The 25,089-nt window shown below is 41.5% G+C and carries 25 protein-coding genes; all 25 read right to left on the bottom strand.

Features of this window, described 5'->3' with window-relative positions; all coding sequences use genetic code 11:
* Nucleotides 1–49: 49 nt before the first annotated feature.
* The 25 genes from dprA to sdaAA all read right to left on the bottom strand — a co-directional run bounded on the left by dprA (nucleotide 50) and on the right by sdaAA (nucleotide 25,067).
* Nucleotides 50–985, bottom strand: a complete 936-nt coding sequence (gene dprA, locus ACOT8F_RS01860) for a DNA-processing protein DprA (protein ID WP_421649844.1) — start codon at nucleotides 983–985, stop codon at nucleotides 50–52.
* A 149-nt stretch (nucleotides 986–1,134) separates the two neighbouring features.
* On the bottom strand, nucleotides 1,135–2,037 hold the full coding sequence (gene sucD / locus ACOT8F_RS01855; protein ID WP_421649843.1) for a succinate--CoA ligase subunit alpha: 903 nt from the start codon (nucleotides 2,035–2,037) through the stop codon (nucleotides 1,135–1,137).
* Nucleotides 2,038–2,055: 18 nt separating this feature from the next.
* Entirely contained in the window at nucleotides 2,056–3,216 is a 1,161-nt protein-coding gene (gene sucC, locus ACOT8F_RS01850) for an ADP-forming succinate--CoA ligase subunit beta (protein WP_421649842.1), read from the bottom strand.
* Nucleotides 3,217–3,455: 239 nt separating this feature from the next.
* Nucleotides 3,456–3,734, bottom strand: a complete 279-nt coding sequence (locus ACOT8F_RS01845) for an EscU/YscU/HrcU family type III secretion system export apparatus switch protein (protein ID WP_421649841.1) — start codon at nucleotides 3,732–3,734, stop codon at nucleotides 3,456–3,458.
* On the bottom strand, nucleotides 3,731–5,326 hold the full coding sequence (locus tag ACOT8F_RS01840; RefSeq protein WP_421649840.1) for a hypothetical protein: 1,596 nt from the start codon (nucleotides 5,324–5,326) through the stop codon (nucleotides 3,731–3,733). Before ACOT8F_RS01840 ends, ACOT8F_RS01845 begins: the two co-directional genes overlap by 4 nt.
* A gap of 6 nt (nucleotides 5,327–5,332) precedes the next feature.
* Nucleotides 5,333–6,124 carry a ribonuclease HII gene (gene rnhB / locus ACOT8F_RS01835; protein WP_421649839.1) on the bottom strand — a complete coding sequence of 264 codons (792 nt, stop codon included), beginning with the start codon at nucleotides 6,122–6,124 and terminating at the stop codon, nucleotides 5,333–5,335.
* A gap of 134 nt (nucleotides 6,125–6,258) precedes the next feature.
* Complete coding sequence (gene ylqF, locus ACOT8F_RS01830) at nucleotides 6,259–7,119, bottom strand: ribosome biogenesis GTPase YlqF (protein WP_421649838.1); 861 nt, start codon at nucleotides 7,117–7,119, stop codon at nucleotides 6,259–6,261.
* Nucleotides 7,120–7,424: 305 nt separating this feature from the next.
* Nucleotides 7,425–7,769, bottom strand: coding sequence for a 50S ribosomal protein L19 (gene rplS / locus ACOT8F_RS01825; protein WP_421650030.1), 345 nt, complete (start codon nucleotides 7,767–7,769; stop codon nucleotides 7,425–7,427).
* A gap of 144 nt (nucleotides 7,770–7,913) precedes the next feature.
* A complete protein-coding gene (gene trmD / locus ACOT8F_RS01820; protein WP_421649837.1) occupies nucleotides 7,914–8,651 on the bottom strand; it encodes a tRNA (guanosine(37)-N1)-methyltransferase TrmD in 738 nt (245 codons plus the stop codon).
* Nucleotides 8,648–9,172, bottom strand: a complete 525-nt coding sequence (gene rimM, locus ACOT8F_RS01815) for a ribosome maturation factor RimM (protein ID WP_421649836.1) — start codon at nucleotides 9,170–9,172, stop codon at nucleotides 8,648–8,650. Before rimM ends, trmD begins: the two co-directional genes overlap by 4 nt.
* 10 nt (nucleotides 9,173–9,182) lie before the next feature.
* Nucleotides 9,183–9,563 carry a YlqD family protein gene (locus ACOT8F_RS01810; RefSeq protein ID WP_421649835.1) on the bottom strand — a complete coding sequence of 127 codons (381 nt, stop codon included), beginning with the start codon at nucleotides 9,561–9,563 and terminating at the stop codon, nucleotides 9,183–9,185.
* A 436-nt stretch (nucleotides 9,564–9,999) separates the two neighbouring features.
* Entirely contained in the window at nucleotides 10,000–10,230 is a 231-nt protein-coding gene (locus tag ACOT8F_RS01805) for a KH domain-containing protein (protein ID WP_421650029.1), read from the bottom strand.
* A gap of 14 nt (nucleotides 10,231–10,244) precedes the next feature.
* Nucleotides 10,245–10,517 (bottom strand): 30S ribosomal protein S16, encoded by a 273-nt coding sequence (rpsP, locus tag ACOT8F_RS01800; RefSeq protein ID WP_421649834.1) that lies wholly within the window; start codon nucleotides 10,515–10,517, stop codon nucleotides 10,245–10,247.
* A 91-nt stretch (nucleotides 10,518–10,608) separates the two neighbouring features.
* Nucleotides 10,609–11,952 carry a signal recognition particle protein gene (gene ffh, locus ACOT8F_RS01795; protein ID WP_421649833.1) on the bottom strand — a complete coding sequence of 448 codons (1,344 nt, stop codon included), beginning with the start codon at nucleotides 11,950–11,952 and terminating at the stop codon, nucleotides 10,609–10,611.
* A 14-nt stretch (nucleotides 11,953–11,966) separates the two neighbouring features.
* Complete coding sequence (locus tag ACOT8F_RS01790; protein WP_421649832.1) at nucleotides 11,967–12,299, bottom strand: putative DNA-binding protein; 333 nt, start codon at nucleotides 12,297–12,299, stop codon at nucleotides 11,967–11,969.
* 147 nt (nucleotides 12,300–12,446) lie between these two features.
* A complete protein-coding gene (gene ftsY, locus ACOT8F_RS01785; protein ID WP_421649831.1) occupies nucleotides 12,447–13,430 on the bottom strand; it encodes a signal recognition particle-docking protein FtsY in 984 nt (327 codons plus the stop codon).
* An 18-nt stretch (nucleotides 13,431–13,448) separates the two neighbouring features.
* Nucleotides 13,449–17,012, bottom strand: a complete 3,564-nt coding sequence (smc, locus tag ACOT8F_RS01780) for a chromosome segregation protein SMC (RefSeq protein WP_421649830.1) — start codon at nucleotides 17,010–17,012, stop codon at nucleotides 13,449–13,451.
* Nucleotides 17,013–17,564: 552 nt separating this feature from the next.
* Entirely contained in the window at nucleotides 17,565–18,305 is a 741-nt protein-coding gene (gene rnc, locus ACOT8F_RS01775; protein WP_421649829.1) for a ribonuclease III, read from the bottom strand.
* 99 nt (nucleotides 18,306–18,404) lie between these two features.
* Nucleotides 18,405–18,638, bottom strand: a complete 234-nt coding sequence (locus ACOT8F_RS01770) for an acyl carrier protein (RefSeq protein WP_421649828.1) — start codon at nucleotides 18,636–18,638, stop codon at nucleotides 18,405–18,407.
* 82 nt (nucleotides 18,639–18,720) lie between these two features.
* Nucleotides 18,721–19,461, bottom strand: coding sequence for a 3-oxoacyl-[acyl-carrier-protein] reductase (fabG, locus tag ACOT8F_RS01765; RefSeq protein ID WP_421649827.1), 741 nt, complete (start codon nucleotides 19,459–19,461; stop codon nucleotides 18,721–18,723).
* A gap of 3 nt (nucleotides 19,462–19,464) precedes the next feature.
* Nucleotides 19,465–20,406, bottom strand: coding sequence for an ACP S-malonyltransferase (fabD, locus tag ACOT8F_RS01760; protein WP_421649826.1), 942 nt, complete (start codon nucleotides 20,404–20,406; stop codon nucleotides 19,465–19,467).
* Between the two features lie 16 nt (nucleotides 20,407–20,422).
* Nucleotides 20,423–21,427, bottom strand: a complete 1,005-nt coding sequence (plsX, locus tag ACOT8F_RS01755) for a phosphate acyltransferase PlsX (RefSeq protein ID WP_421649825.1) — start codon at nucleotides 21,425–21,427, stop codon at nucleotides 20,423–20,425.
* A 61-nt stretch (nucleotides 21,428–21,488) separates the two neighbouring features.
* Nucleotides 21,489–22,046, bottom strand: coding sequence for a transcription factor FapR (gene fapR, locus ACOT8F_RS01750; protein ID WP_421649824.1), 558 nt, complete (start codon nucleotides 22,044–22,046; stop codon nucleotides 21,489–21,491).
* A gap of 92 nt (nucleotides 22,047–22,138) precedes the next feature.
* Nucleotides 22,139–24,187 carry an ATP-dependent DNA helicase RecG gene (recG, locus tag ACOT8F_RS01745; RefSeq protein ID WP_421650028.1) on the bottom strand — a complete coding sequence of 683 codons (2,049 nt, stop codon included), beginning with the start codon at nucleotides 24,185–24,187 and terminating at the stop codon, nucleotides 22,139–22,141.
* The gene (gene sdaAA / locus ACOT8F_RS01740; RefSeq protein WP_421649823.1) at nucleotides 24,177–25,067 is read right to left on the bottom strand and encodes an L-serine ammonia-lyase, iron-sulfur-dependent, subunit alpha; all 891 of its coding nucleotides are present in this window, start codon (nucleotides 25,065–25,067) and stop codon (nucleotides 24,177–24,179) included. The genes recG and sdaAA overlap by 11 nt, the downstream gene beginning before the upstream one ends.
* Nucleotides 25,068–25,089 lie beyond the last annotated feature (22 nt).

Here is a 25,089-nt window from a genome sequence, read left to right as displayed (position 1 = left end):
TTCATCTATCATTTGTCAAACGGTAATTTATCTATCTTTCCTAAATTGCTTATTTTCTGAGCATTTCCTTCATTGAAGGAAGAGTCTGAAATGAAGCAAATTCATCTTCAACATCCCTTGCACTCATGACTAATTTAGCGCCATCCTGAATCAGTTTGTTGGTGCCCCCTGCATTTTCAAGATGAATAGGGCCTGGTACAGCAAAAACTTCCCTGCCTTCTTCCATAGCCATTTGAGCGGTTATTAAGGAACCGCTTCGCATTTTTGCCTGAATGACGATCGTACCGGCTGAAAGACCCGCTATAATACGATTTCTCTCAGGGAAATGCCATTTTTGAGGTTTCATAGCTGGTTTATATTCAGTCAGCAAAAGATGATTTTTCATAATGTTTGCTGCCAGTTCCTTATTAGAAGCAGGATACAAATAATCAAACCCGCTTCCTATGACGGAAATTGTTTTGCCTGAAGAGTCCATTGCGGCCTGATGCGCCCAAGTGTCTATTCCTTTGGCAAGCCCGCTGACAACAAGCCAGCCTGATGAAACTAGCTCTGGAACAATTTTTTGAATGGCGAGTTTCCCTTCTCGAGTGGGTGTTCGGGTACCTACAATACTAATTTTTTTGGGAAAAGTCAAAAATTCTATATTTCCAATACCATACAAAATTACAGGGCAGTTGTAGATTTCTCTCAGCAGATCAGGATATTCAGGATCAGCAATAGTTATAAAAAATATACCCTTTTCAAGGTATTCTGCAAGAATTGGCATGGGGTTGAAGTTGTAAAAATCCTGGAGAAAAAAAGCAAGGTTTCTTTTTTCTATGATTTTGTAATTCAGAAGGTCCTTTTCACTTAATGAAAAGAATTGAGAGAGGGTTGGACTTATTTGAAGAAGACGGTGAATGCCCTTATTGGTTATACCTCTGCAGTTTGTTAGCCTGAATAGATAGTCTCTTGCCTCTGGAGTTATCTGAATCGATCCCTTCATTATTATTTATGATTTTTTAAAGGTATTTGCACTAATAGTACCTTTCTTTTTTTTGGTACCGTTTCTTTCTTTACTCTAGTTTGAAATTACTTATCAAAGCTTAAAAACAAATAGAAAGGAACGGGATATTCCCCGTTCCCTCTATTATATTAATGCGTTCTGCATTTATCGTAGATTCCTTGTTCCTTCAACACTGAAATTAGTGTTTCACCCATTACAGAAGGAGTTTCAGCTACTTTAATGCCGCATTCGTTCATTGTTTTGATTTTTTCATCCGCTGTGCCTTTACCGCCTGAAATAATGGCGCCTGCATGGCCCATGCGTTTACCCGGAGGAGCTGTTTGCCCTCCGATAAAGCCTACGACAGGCTTAGTCATATTTTCACGAACCCAGTGAGCTGCTTCTTCTTCAGCAGTTCCGCCTATTTCGCCAATCATAATAACACCATATGTTTCAGGATCTTCATTAAATGCTTTCAAAACATCAATGAAATTAGTCCCATTTACAGGGTCTCCGCCAATCCCCACTGCTGATGATTGTCCAACGCCAGCTTGAGAGAGCTGGTGAACCGCTTCATATGTAAGGGTTCCGGAACGGGATACTACACCCACGTGGCCTTTCGTATGGATATAACCAGGCATGATGCCAATTTTACATTCGTCAGGAGTAATAACACCTGGACAGTTCGGTCCTACTAATCTAGTCTTTTTGCCTTCCATATAGCGCTTCACTTTTACCATATCAAGCACTGGAATATGCTCTGTAATACAAATGACGAGATCAAGATCAGCATCAACTGCTTCAATAATCGCATCAGCAGCGAAAGGAGCAGGAACGTAAATTACGGATGCTGTTGCCCCAGTGGAAGCTACTGCTTCCTGCATTGTATTAAATACAGGAACGCCCTCGACCTCTGAACCGCCTTTACCCGGAGTCGTTCCCCCGACAATTTTAGTGCCGTATTCAAGCATTTGCTTTGTGTGGAATAAAGCGGTAGAACCTGTAATACCCTGAACAAGAACTTTTGTATCCTTATTAATAAAAACGCTCATTTGTGTCCCCTGCCTTTCTTACTTCACTAAAGAAACGATTTTTTCAGCACCGTCTGCCATTGATTCAGCTGATGTGATGTTCAAACCGGATTCGTTAAGAATTTTTTTGCCTAAGTCCACATTCGTTCCTTCAAGACGAACGACAAGCGGAATTTCAAGACCTACTTGTTTCGTTGCTTCTACAACACCTGAAGCGATAATATCGCACTTCATAATTCCGCCGAAGATATTAACGAATATGCCTTTTACATTTTGATCAGAAAGAATGATTTTAAATGCTTCTGTTACTTTTTCTGCTGTGGCGCCGCCCCCAACATCAAGGAAGTTTGCGGGATCTCCGCCATAGTACTTGATAATGTCCATTGTAGCCATTGCAAGTCCTGCACCATTAACCATGCAGCCGATATTTCCATCAAGAGAAATATAGCTCAAGTCATACTTAGAAGCTTCAATTTCTTTTGCATCTTCTTCTTCAAGATCACGATATTCCAGTACGTCTTTTTGACGGTACAAAGCGTTTGCATCAAAGTTAAGCTTAGCATCCAAAGCCATTACTTTAGAATCCCCTGTAACAACCAGCGGATTGATTTCAGCAATCGAGCAGTCTTTTTCAATAAAAGCAGTATAAAGGCTCATCATGAATTTTGCTGCTTGTCCGACTAATTCGCGCGGAATGTTAATGTTAAATGCTACTCTTCTTGCTTGGAACGGCTGAAGTCCGATAGCTGGATCAATCGTTTCACGGAAGATTTTTTCAGGTGTTTTTTCAGCTACTTCTTCAATTTCAGTGCCGCCTTCTTCAGATGCCATTAAAACGACTTTGGAAGTTGCGCGGTCTAATACTAGTCCAATATAGTATTCTTTTTTGATATCGCAGCCTTCTTCGATCAGCAAACGTTTTACTTCCTTGCCTTCTGGACCTGTTTGGTGTGTGACAAGTGTTTTCCCTAAGATTTCTTCAGCATATATACGCACCTCGTCAAGGCTTTTCGCTACTTTTACCCCACCAGCCTTGCCTCGGCCCCCAGCATGAATCTGGGCTTTGACTACTGTTACGCTTGTTCCGAGTTCCTTTGCTGCCTCAACAGCTTCATCTACTGTAAAAGCCACTTTACCGTTTGGTACAGCAACCCCGTATTTTCTGAGGAGTTCTTTCCCCTGGTACTCATGGATATTCATTTCCCATCCTCCTAACCTATGTATCGGAAAATTAGACTGCGCTTTCATTTTATATAATAGTTGATTCATTGTCTAGCATTCCGCTAAAAATAGTAAAATGCTTCTAAGTATTCACACATTTCAGCCTGAAATATTTTTTTGAGAATATAAAATCTAAAAGATTTAAGTTAAAATTGAAATTTATTTTTCAAAATGCTTTGATAGGGAAAATGAGAGGCTCTGAATCATTTTATTTACCATTACCCTTTTTCTTGAAGCTCTTCTGACATTCGGTCCATTTTGTATAAAAATGCAAAAATTTCCGCTACAGCACCATAAAGTTCTTCCGGAATTTCCTGCTGTATATCAAGCTTTTGAAGAAGTTGAACAAGATTCGGATCCTCCTGAACAGGAATATGATTCTCTGCTGCCTTTTCTATTATTTTTTCTGCGGCAGATCCTGATCCTTTTGCAAGAATGACAGGAGCATTGTCCTTTTCTGTGTTATATCTGAGCGCAACTGCCTTTTTAATGTTCATATTTTCAGGTCAACTCCTTGATAAGCCCGTTCTGCCGGCACTCCGAATTTATGGCCGGTTCCATCTCCTGAATACAATTTATCTTCAAATGATTTTACTTTAAAAATTGATAGATTTAATCCTATTTCTTGCAGCTGATTTTTAAGTTCACCTGAAAATTTTGAGGCAAGCTGCTTGAGGTGCTGTGAATTATTATGCACTGTAATGGATGCAACCCTGTCCTGTATTTGAACATCTACCATCATTTCTTTTAAGCTGGTAAGATCGAGATATAATAGAATTCGGCAGAAATCAGGATCAATTTGACCATTCGCCTTTTTTCTGAGCTTCCACTGAATGGATAAGTCGCTTTTCATCCATTCTGAATGGATAGGAATCTGCATCCATTGTGTTTGAAGAGGACCATGCTCCTGCTGAAGAAAGGTTACTCCGTTTAAGCGGTGAATAAGCTGTTCAGCCTTTTCCTTTATTTCAGGAATTTCAGTTTCTTTCGATGCTGCGATCAGCAATGGTTTAAGGGTATGAAACTCTTTTTCCAAGTCTCCCTGCTGATCTGATTTTAAAGAGAGGAATACATGAAATTCATCTTTCATTCCAAGTTTGTCTGCAATAAAGGCAAGTAGCTGTTTTACATGGCTTCCTTCTTCAAGCCCGCCTGAAGAGTTTTCAGCAAGCTTGAGGAGCCATGCGGTTTCGATTTCAGTCAATCCAGCTCTCTCTCGTATAACAGGCTTCCCTTCTTGTTTAAAAACAACGGGAAATACAGTTGAAAGTTCCTGATGTTCTTTAGGCTGTCCTTGCTGCAAAATAGTGCCGGCAGCATCAAATTTATTTTGAGCAGCTTGCATTTTTTGAAGAATGACATTTGCAATCTCTTTTTCCTCAGAATCAGTCCCTTTTGCTGCAGCATCTATAACACTGTAGAGCTTCGCTTGTGCAATCTCGTCAGGTTTTTTCAGTATTGATTCAATTACTTTTGAAAGGTTGGAGGCAGCCTCTCCTGGCAGGTCTTCTTTTGTAAGAGCTCGGCCCAATTCCTGAAGCCGCAATATCATTGGTTTATCGTCCATCGCCTCTAGTATTGAGCGGAAGACTCCCTCAGATGCAGGGTATCCCTGCTGTAAGGAGAACTGAATGGACTGGTATGCTTTATCTTTCTGAGCAGGAGAGACTCCCTGTAGCCAATGAAGGGCGCTCACAAGCTGTTTTTCTTGAATAGGTATATTATTCCTCACTAATGATTCAGCCAATTTTAGAGCGCCAGGGCTTTTCTGAAGACGTGCTGCTGTCAATATCTCTCCTGCCATCCCTTTAGCTGTTGCATTCGGCTCGGGGATTTCTTCAACCATTTTTAAAAGAATCATGTCATCTCCTGATTTATGATCTATAGCAAGCACGTAATTTTGCAAGGTCTTAAGAGGAGCTTCAAGTTTTGCAACTAACTGCAGCTGTCCAATTTGGAGCAATGCTTTTTGATCAGGGAAAAGCTGCAGGATTTTTCCAATCAGAAGCTGGCCCTCTTTAAATCCATGACGGGTGCTTGTTTCTCTCACACCGGACATCATAGTTTGAAATGCTGTAATGCCGTTCATTTGCTGTTATTCACCATCCTCCATGAGCAGATGTTCCTTTACAGGAGAGAAGCTTTTTCTATGATAAGGGGTAATTCCATATTTCTTTATTGCTTCTATATGTTCTTTCGTGCCATAGCCCATATGCTTTTCAAATCCGTACATTGGAAATTCTCTTGCAATCTCTTCCATTAATCGATCTCTAGTCACCTTTGCAATGACAGATCCTGCAGCGATAGAAATGCTCCTTGAATCTCCTTTAATAAGAGACTGTTCCTTGATATTGATTGAGAGTTCCATTGCATCTATGAGCAGCATGTCAGGTGTTTCAGATAAGCCCTGAACCGCTTGAATCATTGCTTTTTTGGCAGCCTGATAGATATTGATTTCGTCAATTTCCTTCTCTTTCACAATTCCTACACTAAAAGCAAGCGCCTCTTCCACAATCGTTTCAAAATAAAGGTCTCTTTTTGTCTTCGTAAGCTGCTTGGAATCCGTTAATCCTAGCAGAAAAAAGTCTTCTTTCAATATGACAGCCGCCGCAACTACTGGTCCTGCAATCGGCCCCCTGCCAGCTTCATCTATTCCTGCGATCAGGATATGCCCATTTTTTCTGGCTTCTCTTTCAAAAGAAGACATCCTATTAAATTGCATTTCCAGCTGTTTATTTCGTTCATAATTTCTGATCCATCCTTTAACAAGCTGCTGAACGGCCTTTCTATCATCTTCAAGGCTTCTTTTGACAAGAGGGTCATCAAGAGAAGTTACTTCCTGAAGCATTCTGCTTATCTCTTTCACCGTTTCTCTTGTTTTTTTCATATTCCTCTACCTTCTTTATCGTCAGGATCGCGGTCAAAATGTAATCCATCTTTATGTACATCTTTTATCAAATGGTCATTTATCCTCAAAGCAAATGAAAAAGCGAGACCCGCTAAAACAGCAAGTCCCGCTTTTCATTCTTCACTAGTTTTCTCCGGTCTTTCAAGAGACAAAGGCCCGAGTTTCACGGAACGTATTTCTCTCAGCACCAATTCTGCTGTTTTGTCATAGTCGATATAGCCTCCAGATACCATGCAGCCTCTCTTTTTTCCAATTTCATCAAATAGAGGGACAATATCTTCAGGAATCTCTTCTAGATTATACCGCTCCATAAGCCTATCAGGATAATGCTCCTTTAAAAAACGGAGAGCAAAGACAGCAACATCCTGCAGGTTTAAAATGGTATCTTTAATGGCACCTGTTGCTGCAAGCTTCAACCCGACAAGCTCGTCTTCAAATTTAGGCCACAAAATCCCAGGAGTATCGAGAAGCTCCATTTCTTTCCCTACTTTAACCCACTGCTGTGCTTTTGTTACCCCCGGCCTGTCTCCCGTTTGGGTGATATTTTTTTTCGCAAGCCTGTTAATAAGTGTTGATTTTCCTACATTTGGAATACCGATGATCAGCGCTCTTACAGCTCTAGGACGAATCCCTTTAGAAGCCATTTTGTCGAACTTTTCCTTAAGGGCTGTTTTACAGGCAGGAAGAATATCTTTAATGCCTGTTCCTGATTGCGAATCAATCGGCAGAGCAGTAATGCCGCGGTCTTTAAAATACGCCATCCATTCTTTTGTAATACCCCGGTCTGCCATATCTGCCTTATTAAGGAGAACGATTCTAGGCTTGCTTGATACAATCTCGTCGATCATTGGGTTTCTCGAGGATATTGGAATACGGGCATCCACAAGCTCCAGAACAATATCAATCAGTTTAATTTTTTCAGTAACCTGTCTTCTCGCTTTTGCCATATGGCCAGGGAACCATTGTATTGTCAACAGGAGTCACCTGCTTTCTGTGTAATAACCATATCGAATATTTTCATGATTCTTTTTATAAGGCTCTTTTCTTAAGGCTCTTTTCTTAAACTTTGTTGTTTTTTCATCCATTTAAGTGATTATAGAGCAAGGATGCACTTGCGAATTTTAAGAAAAGATGCCACGAAGCAAGACAAAATGCGTGATAAAGGCATTTGCTAATAGCGGCAATCTATGCGAAAACAGCCTTTTGTAAAATTTCAGCTTCATTCCGAAAAAGAGCCTATAAAAAAGAGCTTGTTAAGATAACAAGCTCTTTTCTGCTTTTATCGGATTTCTTTAATACGTGCTTTTTTACCACGTAGCTCGCGCAAGTAATAAAGCTTCGCACGGCGTACTTTACCGCGGCGGATTACTTCCAGCTTCGCAATTTTTGGTGTATGCACAGGGAATGCACGCTCAACTCCAACGCCGTAAGAAACTTTACGGACTGTGAATGTTTCGCTGATTCCACCACCACGACGCTTAATCACAACACCTTCGTATACCTGAACACGTTCACGAGTACCCTCAACAACTTTAACGTGAAGACGGACAGTATCACCAGGACGGAAAGAAGGAAGATCGCTTCTTAGCTGTTCTTTTGTGATATCTTCGATTAATTTTTGCATCGTTTTCAACTCCTTCCAACAGATGCTCATTACATATTTTTTATGCAGCGGAACATCGTTTTAAACGGACTGCAAATTGGGCAAAACCACTAACCTGCAAGCCACAAGAGACATCATACCATAACCGGTTGGCTACTGCAATAGCTACTCTTCTTCTTTTTTAATTTCGTCAAGCCATTTTACTTGATCCTTGTTCAGTTCATAATGATCTAAGAGATCTGGACGCCTTGCATACGTTCTTCTGAGTGACTCTTTCATTCTCCACTCATCGATCAGCTTATGATTGCCGGATAGAAGGGTTTCAGGCACTCCCATTCCTCTGAAATTAGCAGGACGTGTGTAGTGGGGATGTTCAAGGAGACCTGAACTGAAAGAATCCTGAACAGGAGAGTCTTCGTTCCCCAGCACACCAGGCAAGAGTCTGACAACGCTGTCCGCAATTACCATGGAAGCAAGTTCACCGCCTGTAAGGACAAAATCTCCAATGGAAATCTCATCTGTTACAAGGTGTTCACGAATCCGCTCATCATACCCTTCGTAATGGCCGCTGATAAAGACCAGGTGCTCTGCCTGTGCAAGTTCCTCAGCCTTTTTTTGGGAGTATCTCTCACCTTGAGGACATACAAGGATTATTTTTGGTTTGCACGCTGCATTTTTCTCGATATCTTCTACAGCATCAAAGACCGGCTGAGGTTTTAAAACCATACCCGCTCCCCCGCCATAGGGATAATCATCCACAGTCTGATGCTTTCCTTCCGCATATTCCCGAAAATTTATTACCCGGAAATCAACCGCATTCTTCTCCTGGGCCTTTTTCAAAATGGAGGATCCCAGCACCCCGCTGAACATTTCTGGAAATAACGTGAGAAAATCTATTTTCATTCCTCTAATAGTCCTTCCATCGGAGAAATCACAATCTTCTTCGCTTTGATATCAACCTCATTTACAATTTGTTCAATGTAGGGAATCAAAACGTCTTTTTTTCTGCTTCTTTGAACAACCCAAACATCATTAGCACCAGGAGTTAAAATTTCTTTTACTGTTCCAATCTCTTCTCCCTCTGCTGTTTCTACCTTGCACCCAATAATCTCGTGGAAATAAAATTCATCTTCCTCTAAGTTTCCAAGCTGAGAATCAGGTATTTTAACAACTGATCCTTTAAGCGGTTCCACTTGATTGATATTCGTAAATCCTTCAAAGGTAAGGAGATCAAACGATTTATGGGATCTGTGAGAAGCAATGGTCACTTCCATCGGTTCAGAAGATTTTTCTTTGAAAATATACAGCTTGTTTCCTTTTTTATACCGTTCTTCAGCAAAGTCAGTAATCGAGACGACTCTTACCTCACCTTTTACACCATGAGTGTTCACAATTTTTCCTACGTTGAACCATTTTTCTGCCATTCATTTCACCTCAGCGTATTTCAGTAACAAAACCATCCGTTACAATAATTGTTCTTTCCTCAAGAAAGTCGCTCCAATCATCGCCAACATTGACCTCCAGCAGAGCTTGAACCTCTTTCTCTTTTAATTCGCTGCCAAGCGGCAAAGTATGTACCTGTTCTATTTGAAAGCCTAGTATCTTAAGCTTATCTTTTCGTTTTTCAATTTCTTTTTTATACTGCTGCCGCATTTCATTGCTGATATTGGTTTTCTCGAGCTTCTTTAATTGAAAAGTAAGCTGATCACATTCTCTTTTTGCCTGTTCCATTTTTTCTGAGAAGCTATCGAGAAGCGTTTGTTTGCTTTTTTCGGTCAAAACTTGTTTAACAGTGACATGCTGTATTATTTTCAAAGGCCCGCCACCCTTTCCTTTTCCAAAGCCTTTTTGAACTATGTGCTGCATTTTTTATAAGAATGAAAATTCTATCCATTGCAGAGGCATATTTTACTTAGGCTCTTTTCTTAAACGCAGTTGTTTTTTCATGCATTTAAATGAATATTAAGCAAGAATACCTTTGTGAATTTTAAGAAAAGATGCCTCGAAGCTAATCTTTATACCTGTTCTAAGACCATACGAATAGCAACAATCTTTGCAAAAACAGACTTTACTTAAAAACAGCTATTGCCATTTTAACATGTTTTCTTTCAAAAGCACTTCTACTTTCCAGAAAATTACCTGCAAATAACAGCAGTTCTTTCCATCGTATCCAAGAAAAAGAGATGATATTCTTTCAAACGGGTTTTTAGCCTATGAAAAAAAGGGGAGGTTTCCCCCGCCCTTTTTCAAGTTAATCGTTTATTTCAAGCAATATTCGCTTTGGTGACTGTGTTCCTGCTGCATACACAACAGTTCTGATTGCTTTCGCAACCCTTCCCTGTTTGCCGATTACTTTCCCGATATCGTTCTCGTGAACAGACAGCTGATAAGCAATCTGGTGATCACGATCTTCTGCTGTTACGCGCACTTTGTCAGGATGATCAACAAGGGCTTTTACAATCGTCTCGATTAACTTCTGAATGTTTTCCATTGTTCTTACTTCGTGTTTTTCGCAACGTGGAATTTTTCCATGATTCCTTCGTTAGAGAAAAGGTTACGTACTGTGTCAGATGGTTTAGCGCCGTTTTGAAGCCATTTAAGAGCAAGCTCTTCGTCGATCTTAACTTCAGCAGGCTGTGCTACTGGATTGTAAGTACCAACTGTTTCAATGAAACGCCCGTCACGTGGAGAACGGGAATCTGCAACAACAATACGATAGAAAGGAGATTTTTTAGCTCCCATACGTTTTAAGCGAATTTTAACTGCCATTTAAAGCACCTCCGAAAATAGTTCACAAGATAGTATATTATCAATGTTATATGTGTTTGTAAAGTGTTTTTTCTTAACAGAGCAAAAAGTCTTACATAAACGGGAATTTCATAGCCCCTTTTTTCTTGCCCTTAGACATGTTTGTCATCTGCTTCATCATTTTTTTCATGTCTTCAAACTGCTTGAGCAGCCGGTTTACTTCAGGCACAGTTGTACCGCTGCCTTTGGCAATCCTTTTTCTTCTATTAGCGTTAATGATTTCAGGACTTTCTTTCTCAGCCTTTGTCATAGAACGAATGATGGCTTCTACATGACTGATCTGCTTCTCATCAACCTGTACATTTTTCAGACCCTTCATTTTTCCGGCACCAGGAAACATGCCCAGAAGTTCGTCCAAAGGACCCATGCTTCGAACTTGTCCAAGCTGCTCTAAAAAATCGTCAAAAGTGAAATTCATCGTCCGCATTTTTTGTTCAAGTTCTTTCGCCTTGTCTTCATCTACATTGGCCTGGGCCTTCTCAATTAGAGTAAGCACGTCACCCATGCCAAGGATCCTTGAGGCCATCCTTTCGGGATGAAAAGGCTCCAATGCATCAAGCTTTTCCCCAAGGCCGACAAATTTAACAGGCGTATTGGTAACTGCCCGGATAGAAAGGGCTGCACCGCCGCGGGTATCGCCATCAAGTTTAGTCAGTACTGCCCCTGTAAGACCAAGCTGTTCATTAAAGCTTTGAGCCACATTAACAGCATCCTGACCTGTCATTGAATCTACAACGAGGAAAATTTCATCAGGGTTTGTAAGCTCTTTTATCTGCTTTAATTCATCCATCAGCTGTTCATCAATATGAAGCCGTCCTGCCGTATCAATCAGAACATAGTCATGATGTTCTTCTTTGGCATGTTCAATTGCCTGTTTCGCGATCTCTACAGGGCTGACCTTATCCCCAAGTGAAAACACAGGCATGCTCAATTGTTTGCCAAGTGTCTCCAGCTGCTGAATAGCTGCCGGCCGGTAAATATCTGCTGCCACAAGCAGAGGTTTGCGGTTATGTTTTTTTCTAAGCAGGTTGGCAAGTTTCCCAGTCGTTGTTGTTTTACCCGCACCTTGAAGACCCACCATCATAATGACAGTTGGAGGTCTTTTGGAAACTGCGATCTGGCTTTGTTCACCGCCCATAAGCTCAGTCAGTTCTTCTTTTACAACTTTAATGACCTGTTGTCCTGGGGTAAGGCTCTTCATAACCTCTTGGCCTACTGCCCGTTCGCTGACACGTTTCACAAAATCCTTCACAACTTTGAAGTTAACATCAGCCTCAAGAAGCGCAAGGCGAACGTCCCGCATCATTTCTTTTACATCAGCTTCGTTTACTTTACCCTTGCCGCGAATTTTGGAAATAGTATTCTGCAGTCGGTCGGCCAATCCTTCAAATGCCATACACAATCGCCTCCCTAATCCAATTGCTCAAGCGCTTCAAGCAAAGTCAGCAGCTGGTCTTTTTGATCAGTTGTATCTGCCTGTGCCTTAAGCTTTTCTATTAGAACTGTGCGCTCCTGAAATTTCTGAAGTAATAGAAGCTTCTGCTCATATTGTTCCAGCATCGCCTCTGTCCGTTTGATGTTATCATAGACAGCCTGTCGGCTAATGTTGTATTCTTCAGCAATTTCACCGAGGGAATAGTCATCTAAATAATAGAAAGACATATAGCTCTTTTGCTTCGGGGTTAACAACGACTGATAAAAATCAAACAGATAGTTCATTCTCGTTGTTTTTTCAAGAATCACGGCATTCTCCCCTTTGTTAAGTGAATTGCCTTTACAAGTTCATAGTGTACCCGTTGAAAAATATAATGTCAAGTTTTTTTCTTAACATAGCCTGAAGGTCTAATTTATCATTCAAATGCTGCTCATAAAAGACCGAAAAATGACTGTTTATGCTTCTTCAACCAGGTCCGCAAACAGTCCATACACATATTGTTCAGCATCAAACGCCTGCAAATCATCCATTTTTTCACCCAGTCCCACAAGCTTAACCGGGAGCTTCAGCTCATTTCTGATTGCAAGGACAATTCCTCCTTTAGCTGTACCGTCAAGCTTAGTAAGCACAATGCCGGTAACATTTGTGACATTTGAAAATTGCTTGGCCTGGCTCATGGCATTCTGTCCTGTTGTGGCATCTAGGACAAGAAGGACTTCTTGAGGAGCACCGGGCACTTCACGCTCGATTACCCTTTTGACTTTTTCAAGCTCTTTCATCAGATTAACCTTATTCTGCAGCCTTCCTGCCGTGTCGCAAAGGAGGACATCCACACCTCTAGCCTTGGCAGACTGTACAGCATCAAACATCACAGCAGCAGGATCTGAACCTGCGGAATGCTTAATAACATCTGCGCCTGCCCTTTCTCCCCATACCTCAAGCTGTTCGATAGCCCCTGCTCTGAATGTGTCTCCCGCTGCAAGCAGAACCTTTTTTCCTTCACTGTTCAGCTTATGAGCAAGCTTACCAATAGTTGTTGTTTTTCCTACCCCGTTAACGCCGACAAACAAAATAACATTTAAACGGTTCTCTTCCAGATCAAGCTTTGATGAATCCTCGTGTCCAGCCTCATAAATTTCAACCAGCTTTTCGCTGATGACATCTCTGACCTCAATTGGATCCTGAATGTTTTTCCGTTTCACTTCATTTTTCAGTTCATCAATTAGCTGCATAACTGTGTCAAAACCAACATCTGCACCAATGAGCACTTCCTCGAGCTCTTCGAAAAAATCTTCATCGACCTTTCTGTACCTTGAAACAAGATCATTAACCCTTTCAGAAAAATTCGTTCTTGTTTTCGTTAAGCCATCTCTGAACTTAGAAGACACAGAATCTGTCTGTTTCGTGATACTTTCTTTTAACTTTTTAAAAAAGCTCATTCGGCTCTTCCTTTCTGTTTATGCGTTAATGATTTCCTTTGTTTCTTCAAGTCTCACAGAAACAAGTTTCGAAACACCTGATTCCTGCATGGTTACGCCATACAAAACATCCGCCTCTTCCATTGTTCCTTTTCTGTGTGTAATGACAATAAACTGGGTTTCTTTGCTGAATTGCTTTAAATACTGGGCAAAACGGTGAACGTTTGCTTCATCCAGTGCTGCTTCCACTTCATCAAGAATACAAAAAGGAACAGGTCTTACTTTCAGAATTGAAAACAAAAGGGCGATAGCTGTCAGCGCTCTTTCTCCTCCAGATAGAAGTCCAAGGTTTTGAAGCTTTTTTCCCGGAGGCTGGGCGACAATATCTACTCCGGTATTCAAAAGATCTTCGGGATGTGTCAGTCTGAGCTCAGCCCGGCCGCCTCCAAATAGTGCCTGGAATACCGATTCAAAATGAGAACGGATTTGATTAAACGAAGTAATGAATCTGCGTTTCATTTCTTCATCCATTTCATCAATCACCTGATAAAGGGTATTTTTCGCCTCAAGCAGATCATTCTGCTGCTCTGTAAGAAAATGAAACCTCTCGGAAACCCTCTCATATTCATCAATCGCACCAAGATTTACGGTGCCAAGTTCTTCTATAGCAAGCTTAATCAGCTTTACTTTTTTCCTTGCTTCATCAGATGGTATGGCAAGTTCAAATTTTTCTTTTGCCCCTTCAAATGAAAGCAAGTATTCCTCTCTTAAATGATTCAGCCTGTTATCGAGCTCTACGTCGAGCCTGTTGAGCTTCACTTCTTCATCCTTAAGCCAGTCTGCCCTCTGTTTATGAATCCGTTTCATTTCTTTTAGATTCTGCTCTAGCTCTTCAAGAGATTCATGGCACTCCAGTCGCTGTTTGCGCCTTTCTGAAATCAGCTCAATTGTTTTTTGCTTATCCTGCTGCTTTTGCAAGGATGCTGCTTCCAGCTGTTCTTCACCGGAGGAATTGCTTGTTACTTCATTCACCAGGAAGGAAAGATCCTCTTTTGTTTCTTTCAGCTTGTATGTGTTATCTTCGAGTTCTTTCTTCATTCTTTCCATTTTTTCAGTTTGATTTTCAAGAGATTGCTGCTTGCTTGCCAGAACCACTTTATTTTCCGTAATAGCCTGCTGCAGCTCATCTTTTGAACTTTGCTGGGTTGTTTTAAGCTCTGCTTTGCTTTTAATCTGCTCATCAAGCATTTGAAGCGCTCCCTTTGTCTCTTCAATAACAAAAAGAAGCTCATTCTTTCTTTTATCCATTTGCGCTGTTTCTTCTTCAAAAGCTGATTTCTCTGAATCGTAGATAGCCAGATGGTTATTAACGGTTTTTTCGTTCCAATCCAATTCCTTCCGTTCATTTCTGGCTGCATTTTCTTCAGTGCGCAGCTTTTCTCCATTCTGGCGCATTTCTTCCAGCTGCTTTTCCTGACTTGTTACAGTTTCCTTCAGTTTTTTAACATTCTTTTCAAGCTCTGCCGTTTTTTGCTCTATTTCTGTAAGCTGATGCTGCGCTGTTTCAAGCTCCCTGTTTCGTCCGATAAGGGAATTGTTTTTTTGTTTCGTTGCTCCGCCGGTCATCGAGCCACCAGCATTGACTACGTCCCCTTCAAGGGTAACAAGGCGGCAGCGGTAGTTTAATATCCGTGCAAGCTCATTTGCACCCTTTAAATCTTTCGTCACCAAAACGGTACCTAATAGATTACTGATGACATTCCCATATTTTGCATCAAACCTTGCAAGATCAGCCGCTATTCCAACGAACGCCTCGTGGTTTTCTATTAATTTCAAGTCAGAATTTGACAGTTTTCTATTTTTTATTACGGTAAGAGGAAGAAATGTTGCACGGCCGAATGAATTCTTTTTTAAGAATCCAATCGCATTTCTGGCAGAGAGTTCATCTTCCACCACAATATGCTGAGCTGCAGCACCTAATGAAATTTCTATGGCTGTCTCGTATTTTTTATCTGTAGAGAGCAGCTCTGCAATGGCACCGTGAATGCCTTCTATTTTGTTCCTGGCTTTTAATATCTCCTTTACACCCTGGAAGAAGCCAGCATAATCTCCCTGCATGGCCTCAAGCATTTCTTTTCTTGCCTTAGCCTGCTGCAGATACTGGTACGCCTGATAGAGAGCTGACTCTCTTTTGCGGTATAAATTCTGATTGTTTTCAAGTTTAGCCTGAAGCTCTCTGAAAGCTGCTATATATTGTGATAGTTGCTGTTCTATTAAGGAATGCTTTGCATTAAGCTTCATTTTTTGTTCTTCGAGACGCTTTCTTTCTAAAAGATACTTATTGTTCGAGTCTTCCATTCTGCCGTTTCGCTTCGACTGCTGAAGCAGCTGATCATTAATATAGCTTATCTCATTTTTAGCTGCCGTCTGGCTGTTCAAAAGCTCAAAATATTCGCTTTTAAGCCTCTCAATTTCCTCTTCAAGGTTGCTTTCATGCCCCTCTAAAGCAGTCTGATTTTCTTTCAGCTGTTTTTTAAGGCTCTTTACAACTTGGTTTAATTCAAAAAGCTGCTTTTCAAGCTCTGCTTTTTCCTTTTTCTGCAGCTCTATTTTTTGAGTCAGTTCTATAATCAGCTTTTCCAGCTGTTCTCTGTTTTGCTGGGCATTTTTCTTTCGCTCTTTTAATACCTCTTTTCGGCCTTCAAGCTTTTCCAGCTCTTCGCTTGCTAGAAGCAGGACCTGCTGCAGATCATCAACGGACTCATCGAGCGCACTGAGCCTGTTTCTCGTTTCATCGATTTTTGTTTCTCTTTCATGCAATCCTTCAGCAAGTTCAAGCTCTTTCTCTTTTCCTTTTTCTACGCTTTCAGAAAGCGTCTTCCACTTCTTATGAAGTTCTTCTATTTCATAAACCGTAAGGGCTACTTCAATTTGCTCAAGCTCTTCCTTTTTCTCAAGATAATCCTTTGCGATGGAAGCTTGAATTTGGAGCGGTTCCACTTGTCCCTCCAGTTCATGGATGATATCCTGTACCCGATTTAAATTATCCTGAGTTTCCGTTAGCTTGGATTCTGCTTTTTTCTTGCGGTTTTTGTATTTTAAAACTCCTGCCGCTTCTTCAAAGATGCTCCTTCTCTCTTCAGGCTTGCTGCTCAGAATTTCTTCCACTTTTCCTTGGCTGATAATAGAGAACGCTTCCTTGCCAAGCCCTGAATCAAGAAACAAATCTATGATATCCTTTAATCGGCAGGATTGATTGTTAATTAAAAATTCACTGTCACCTGATCGGTAGACTCTGCGGGTTACACTGACTTCATGATAGTCAATCGGCAGGAAATGATCTTCGTTATCTAAAGTCAATGTTACTTCAGCTATATTAAGCCCTTTTCTGGAGTCACTTCCTGCAAAAATAATATCTTCCATTTTAGCCCCGCGCAGGGATTTTGCAGACTGTTCTCCCAGTACCCACCTGACAGCATCGGTAATATTGCTTTTCCCGCTGCCATTCGGCCCTACTACTGCAGTAACTCCTTTAACAAAATCAACACTCACCCGCTCTGCGAATGATTTAAACCCTAAGATGTCAAGACGTTTGAGGAACATCGTGATCCTCCTAACTTTCTATAAATTCGTACATATTTTATCACATTTTTATGTATAGCCGGCTTTCTTTCACAAACTGTTTCCCGGCTTCTTGCAAAGCCTAATAATCAACAAAAGTCACTGTCTGTTATAGCCGACATATTATCTGAATCATTTAGGCTCTTTCCTAAAACTTTCTTGCTTTTTCACCAAGATGATTTCAGAACAAGGATACATCTTGGATCTTTAAGAAAGGCTCTGTTAAATTTGTCTGTTGATTGCAGCTGGCAGGCGTACGCTTTCCGCGGGCGGTTCGGAAGCCTCCTCACAGCAAGGCTCCTGCATAGGTCTCCCTTCACTCGCACTCCCGAGGAAGTCTCCAGTATCCGTTCCAATCAACAGGTGCTCAAAACACAACTCCATTCATTAACATAGCCTTAAGAAAAAGGCTACCCTGGAAATAACTTCTTGAAAAAAGCAGTACGACGCTAAGGGTGCATTGTTTTCATTTTGTAAAAAAAAGCTGATTCCAGGGCTTGTCCGCACCTTAGGAAATCAGCTTTCTACAATGGACTATTTGGGCTGAAGCTCTGTTAATGCTTCTTGTGCTGCATGCTGCTCTGCCTCTTTTTTCGATCGTCCCATGCCGGTTCCAAGCACGCTTCCATGCAAGGAAACAGTGGCTACAAATTCTCTTGAGTGCGCAGGACCTTTCTCCTGAAGAATCTTATATTCCAGAGGTCCTCTGCCATCCCTTTGAACAAGCTCCTGCAGCTGGCTTTTAAAATCCATCACATGAGAAAAAGCACCTCCAATGATTTTTGGAAAAACAGCTTTTTCCAAAAAGGAGACTACAGGCTGAAGACCTTGATCAAGATACAAGGCACCGATGAAAGCTTCAAAGACGTCAGCCAAAAGTGCAGGTCTTGCACGGCCGCCCGTCATTTCTTCACCTTTTCCCAATAAAATATAATTCCCGAAGGCAAGTTCATTGGCAAAAGAGACCAATGACGGCTCGCACACAATCGCTGCCCGCAGCTTTGTGAGATCCCCTTCGCTCATTGTCGGGTATTTCGCATACAAATATTGGGATACGGTCAATTCTAGGACTGCGTCTCCTAAAAATTCAAGCCTTTCGTTATCCTCATAAGGCTTTTTCCGATGCTCATTCACATAGGATGAATGTGTAAATGCTTGATGAAGCAGTTTTTCATTGTTAAATATAATGTCCATCTGCTTCTGAAACTGCTTAAATTCCTCTGCTTTTTTCATAAAAGCTCTTCTCTCTTTAAAATTGTTTGTATGCTTTTGCATAACAACCTCCATCATCTGCACAGCACAAGCTAGTCTCTATTTATATGGTGTTTATAAAGGGATAAAGCCCCGCAGAAAATACGGGACTTCAAATGGCCATTATTGTTGGCTTTGTATGTAGTTAACAGCGTCACCGACTGTTGCGATCTTTTCTGCATCTTCATCAGAAATTTCCATATCGAATTCGTCTTCAAGTTCCATAACAAGTTCAACTACATCAAGGGAATCTGCGCCAAGATCATCTTTAAATGATGCCTCAGGTTTCACTTGAGATTCTTCTACTCCAAGACGATCAATAACGATCTTAGTCACACGTTCTAGTACGTCTGCCATAGCAATTCACCTCCCCTCAGAGTATTATAGATGATCTTACATAAAAAAACCAGTTCTCGTTTAAAGATTTTACATAAGCTTTTTACATGACCATGCCGCCGTCTACATGAAAAGTCTGGCCTGTCATATAGCGGCTTTTTTCTGAAGCAAGAAATGTGACAAGATGAGCCACATCAGTTGGCTCTCCGAGTTTCGCAAGCGGGATTTGCTTCAGCATATCTTCTTTCATGGAATCTTCCAGTTTATCCGTCATGTCTGTTGTAATGAAACCCGGTGCTACAGCATTTACTGTAATGTTTCTTGAGGCAAGCTCTTTTGCAGTTGATTTTGTTAAACCGATCACCCCGGCTTTAGCTGCAACATAATTGGCCTGCCCAGGATTTCCGCTCACTCCGACAATTGACGCTATATTAATAATTCTCCCAGTGCGCTGCTTCATCATCTGCCTTGTAACAGCTTTAGTGCAGAGAAAAACACCTTTAAGATTGGTATTTACTACATCATCCCATTCTTCTTCCTTCATGCGCATTAACAAATTATCACGGGTGATGCCGGCGTTGTTGACAAGAATATCAATCCTGCCATACCGATCCAATACTTCTTTTATCATTTTGGTGACAGAACCTGAATCTGAAACATCTGCCTGCAGGGCAAACGCTTCTCCTCCTGCAGCTGTGATTTCCTCCACTACGGCTTTTGCTTTTCCTTCGCTTCCAGCATAGTTAACAGCTACTTTCGCTCCGTTTGCAGCTAGATCAAGCGCTATAGCACGGCCTATTCCTCTTGAAGCTCCTGTGACTAAGGCAATTTTTTCTTCCAGCATTGTTTACTCCCCCTTAAGTTCTGTTACTGCAGCAGTAACGGATTCCATATCTGATACAGCAATCGTTTTGGAGCTCCGGTCAATTTTTTTCACTAGACCTGAGAGAACTTTGCCTGGCCCGATTTCAACGAAGACAGTTACACCTTCATCAAGCAGGGTTCTGATTGACTCTTCCCATCTTACCGGGGAATACAGCTGTTCAATCAGCTTATTCTTAATGTCATCCGCATCTTGAACCGGTTTTCCGGATACATTGCTGATAACAGGGACAGAAGCATCACTTACTTTGCATCCATCCAGCACATTGCCGAGCTTTTCAGCGGCGGGTTTCATGAGCTCTGAGTGGAAAGGGCCGCTTACATTAAGCTGAATTGCTCTTTTTGCACCTTTTTCTTTTGCGAGTGCTGAAGCCAGTTCAACGCCCTTTGCTGTACCTGAAATGACAATCTGACCTGGGCAATTTAAGTTGGCAAGCTGAACTGAATTTCCTTGATCCGTAATTTCTTTTGTCACTTCCTCAAGAGCTGATGCTTCCATCCCCATGATGGCAGCCATTGCACCGACACCAGCAGGAACGGCTTCTTCCATAAATTCTCCGCGTTTTCTGACAGCATAAACGCCATCTTCAAAAGACAGAACATTTGCTGCTACTAATGCCGAATACTCTCCAAGACTGTGTCCAGCTACATAGTCTGGTTTGATCCCTGAAGCTTCAAGAGTCCTAAGGAGTGCGATACTGACAGTTAGAAGCGCTGGCTGAGCATTATAAGTTAAAGTCAGTTCTTCTTGAGGCCCGTTAAACATTAGTGATTTCAGGTCAATATTCAGCGTTTCATTCGCCTTATCCATAATTTCCTTGGAAGCTGCAGAGTTTTCGTATACATCACTGCCCATTCCAACTGTTTGAGATCCCTGGCCGGGAAAAAGAAAAGCTATTTTTTCCATTTTTCTATTCTCCCATCTATATTTGATCTTTTTGTTCTTTCTGCTGTTCTATCGTTTTAAGAATGGTTTCTGGTACATTTTTCTGTACCATTTCCCTTGTTTGGCGAATCGCATTAAAAATAGCATTTGCATCAGAAGATCCGTGCGCTTTTACTACTGGAGCTTTTAATCCGAACAAACCAGCTCCGCCATATTCAGAATAATCCATCTGCTGTTTTATTTCTTTCAGCTGAGGCTTTAACACGGCAGCGGCAAGCTTGGATTTCAGACTGCTTGTTAATGCAGATTTCAGCATGCCAAAAACAGATAAGGCTGTTCCTTCTATTGTCTTTAAGGCAATATTACCGCTGAAGCCGTCTGTTACAACAACATCTGCCACTCCCTCAAGCAAATCTCTTGCTTCCACGTTTCCTGCAAAATTCAGCCCGGAGTTTTTCAGAAGTTCAAACGCCTGTTTTGCAAGCTCGTTCCCTTTTTTCTCTTCCGTTCCAATATTTAAGAGGCCAATTCGCGGAGAATCTATGCTTCTTACTTTTTCTGCATAAACGGACCCCATAATGCCATACTGAAGCAAGTGCTCAGGTTTTGCATCTACATTCGCTCCCACATCAAGAAGAAGGAATCCTTTTCCATCCATTGTGGGAAGTGTAGGGGACAAAGCAGGGCGTTCTATTCCTTCAATCCGCCCGACAATCAAGAGACCTGCTGTCATAAGGGCGCCCGTATTGCCTGCTGAAATGCAGGCTTCTGCCCGTCCGTCCTTCACTTCATTAGCCATGATCACCATGGAGGCATCTTTTTTTCTGCGGACTGCCCGAACAGGCTCATCTGTTGCTTCAATTACTGTATCTGTATGTATGATGCTAATGCGTTTATTTTTTGTTAAATAGCTTCTGATTTCTTCTTCTTTGCCAATTAAGGATATCTCGAGGTCAGAAAAAGCTTCCACTGCCTTCATTGTACCTTCGACTATGGATTTCGGGGCGTGATCTCCGCCCATTGCATCTATTGCGATATTCATGAACAGTCTCATCCTTTTTCATTCGTAGGTTACGTTCTATTTAATGTGAAGAAAACTGAATTTATGAGCGGTACATTTCAAACTCACCGGAAAAAACAAGTTCATTTCCAACATAGCTTTTTACTTCTACAATTGTTCGTCCTTTTTCGCGGTCCACACTCTTTACTTTTGCTTTTGCTACAACCCGCTCTGATTCCTTTACCTGACTTGCAAAAACAATGTTTGCCTTGGCAGTAAGTGCAAGCTGATCATCTATAACCGCTACTGCAAGAGAGTTTGCCTGAGCAAATAAATGATGCCCTCTGGCAATCTGGTTTCTGCTGAAGACATGCTCTTTTTTAATTTCTAAAATGGAAATGGCCGAATGATCAAGTTCCAGATCAATAATATCCCCAATAACTTCTTCTAATGGCAGTGACCGCACTTCATCTTCAAGAGAAGCCTCTGCCACATGTTTAATGCGTTCTCTCAGTTCAGGAATCGATAATTCAAGGCGATCCAGCCGGATGGTCTGGATACTGACCTGGAATTTTTCCGCTAATTCTTCATCCGTAATAAAAGGAGTTGCCAATATTGTATCTTTCAGCAAAGCCTGCCGGTCTTTTTTATTTCTCTTCATGTGCAGCTCACACCTACCGAACTCTTAAGACTAGGTACTAAAAGTAGTATATATTCTTAAGTGTGGTAATGCAAGGAACAATCTTCATTCTGTTAATCAAGTTTTTCACCAACCAGCACACCTGTTTTCTCCAGATAGTTTCTTAAAGGCCCGTATTGCTCTTCTTCCCAAAAAGCACGTGAATGAACGAGCTTTGCTGCATCATTCCTTGCTGTTTCAAGAGCTCTGTAATCATGAACCATATCCGCCACTTTAAATTCCGGCAGCCCGCTTTGTTTTCTGCCAAAAAAATCTCCTGGTCCTCTCAGTTCCAAATCTTTTTCCGAAACAGCAAAGCCGTCGTTCGTTTCTGTCATTATTTTCATTCGTTCTTTTCCTGTTTCGGACTTCGGATCGGCCATAAGGATACAGTAAGACTGATCACTTCCCCTGCCGACACGTCCCCTCAGCTGATGAAGCTGGGATAATCCAAAGCGGTCTGCATCGTATATAACCATCAATGTAGCATTGGGCACGTTAACTCCTACCTCAACAACTGTTGTTGAAACAAGAACCTGAACCGTATTTTCACTAAATTCTCTCATGACATGATCTTTTTCTTCGCTTGATAGTCTGCCGTGCATGAGTCCCACTTGCATTTTTCCCTGGAAATGATGATGGAGAATGGCATGGACATCAAGCGCATTCTGCACATCCAGCTTATCCGATTCTTCTATTAGAGGGCAAATTACATAAGCCTGCCGTCCAAGCCTGACTTCTTTTTCAATAAATTGAAGGATGCGATCGAGCATCTCATGCTTTACCCAATAGGTTTCAATTTTTTTTCTCCCTGCAGGCAGTTCGTCTATAACAGATACATCCATTTCACCAAATACAGTTATCGCCAGAGTTCTTGGGATTGGTGTTGCTGTCATAAAGAGAACATCCGGATTTTCTCCTTTTTCTCTTAAGACTCTTCTTTGCTCAACACCAAATCGGTGCTGTTCATCTGTAATAACAAGACCAAGCCTTGAAAAATTAACATCATCCTGAATAAGGGCATGTGTTCCAACTAAAATGTGAATCTCTCCATCTTTAAGTCGGGCAATTAGCTCTCTTCTTCTCTTCCCTTTTACAGAACCAGTTAAAAGAGCAACATTTACTCCTGAACCTTCAAATAAATTAGTAAGGGATTCCGCATGCTGTTCAGCCAATATTTCTGTAGGCACCATTAAAGCTGCCTGATAGCCGGAAAGAATAGCAGCATACATAGAGATGGATGCCACGACCGTCTTTCCGGATCCAACATCTCCCTGAAGAAGCCTGTTCATTCGAAATGGCGATTTCATATCTTCCATAATCTCACGAACGACTCTAACTTGGGCATTTGTAAGGGGAAATGGAAGACTTTCCATAAAACCCACTAAACGATTTTCCTGAAAGGCGTGCTCTATTCCCTTTGACTGCTCTCTTTGTATTTTCCGTAATGCCTGCATTTTCAGCTGAAATAGAAGAAATTCTTCATAAACAAATCGTCTTCTCGCCTTTTTTAATTCTGCATGATCAAGCGGGAGGTGAATTGTCCGCAGCGCTTCTCTCCTTGAAACCAGCTTGTATTCTTCCAATATTCTTTCAGGAAGATTGTCCTTGATCTCATCCAAGTAGCCTTTAAGCGCCAAGTTCACAAATTTTCTCATGTTTTTAACAGTCATATTCCCTTTAACAGAATAAACAGGTTCCAGGTCCTGATTTGATTTGTGAGGACCAAACGTCACTTCCTGTACACTGACTGTCTGCCTGTGTTTGTCCCATTTTCCAGAAACGGTAATAATATCATTTATATTCAGCTGTTTTTTATAAAAAGGACGATTAAAAAAAACAGCTGAAATCAAATAATTCCCAACTAATAGCCTTACTGTTAAACGGGATCGATTTTTTCCAAAATAGGCAAGAGAAGGTTCACTATGAACCTTCCCTTCTACAGTGACTCTCTCGTCATGCTTTACTTCTGCAAGATCTCTTAACTTGAAATCATCATAGCGGTACGGAAAATATTCCAGAAGATCGCCTACAGTCCGTATCCCCATATCTCTTAAAAGGGCAGCTGATTCCTCACCAATTCCTTTAATGGCATCAACGCTATCTAATAATCTACTCACCACTGTTATTAAGCGATACCCCAAAGATCTTTGCTTCCAGTTCACGAGCTGTTGGAGTAGCCGCCAGACCTCCTTGTGCAGTTTCTCTTAAAGAAGAAGGCATAGACTGCCCTATTTTGAACATGGCATCAATAACTTCGTCACAAGGGATTCGGCTTGTGATTCCAGCTAGCGCCATATCTGCAGCAACCATTGCATTTGCTGCTCCCATAGCGTTTCTTTTTACACATGGCACTTCTACAAGTCCTGCAACCGGATCACAGACGAGACCAAGCATGTTTTTCAATGTTATGGCCATTGCTTCAGCGGATTGACTTGGAGTACCCCCTGCCATTTCAACAATAGCCCCTGCAGCCATTCCGCTGGCGGAACCGACTTCAGCCTGGCACCCTCCAGCAGCTCCTGAGATAGACGCGTTATTTGCTACAACAAAGCCTAAAGCCCCTGCTGTAAACAAAAACTCAATCATTTCTTCTCTTGAAGGATTCAGCTTTTTTTGAACCGCAAATAATGTTCCAGGAACGACCCCGGCTGATCCTGCTGTAGGAGTGGCACAAATGGTTCCCATCGCAGCATTTACTTCATTGGTTGCGACCGCTTTGCTTACTGCATCTAAAACCGTTTCTCCAGAAAGAAAATTGCCCTTCTTAATATATTCCTGCATCAGCACTGCATCTCCGCCCGTCAGGCCAGAAAGAGAGTGAACACCCTTGAGGCCTTTCTCGATAGCTTCTTCCATAACAGTGAGATTTTGATCCATCACAGAAATGACTTCTTCTCTCGTTTTCCCTCTAACCTTCATCTCTTGGCGAATCATGACTTCGGAAATTTTTATATTTTGGCTTTCGGCCAATTCAACAAGCTCAGCTACATTACGAAACATGGCACGAGCCTCCTTTTTCCCA

Source organism: Chryseobacillus diguaensis (assembly GCF_049220665.1).
Lineage (GTDB): Bacteria > Bacillota > Bacilli > Bacillales > Bacillaceae > Metabacillus_B.
The sequence above is the reverse complement of the archived record's forward strand: the minus strand, read 5'-3'. Positions and strand labels throughout refer to the sequence as shown.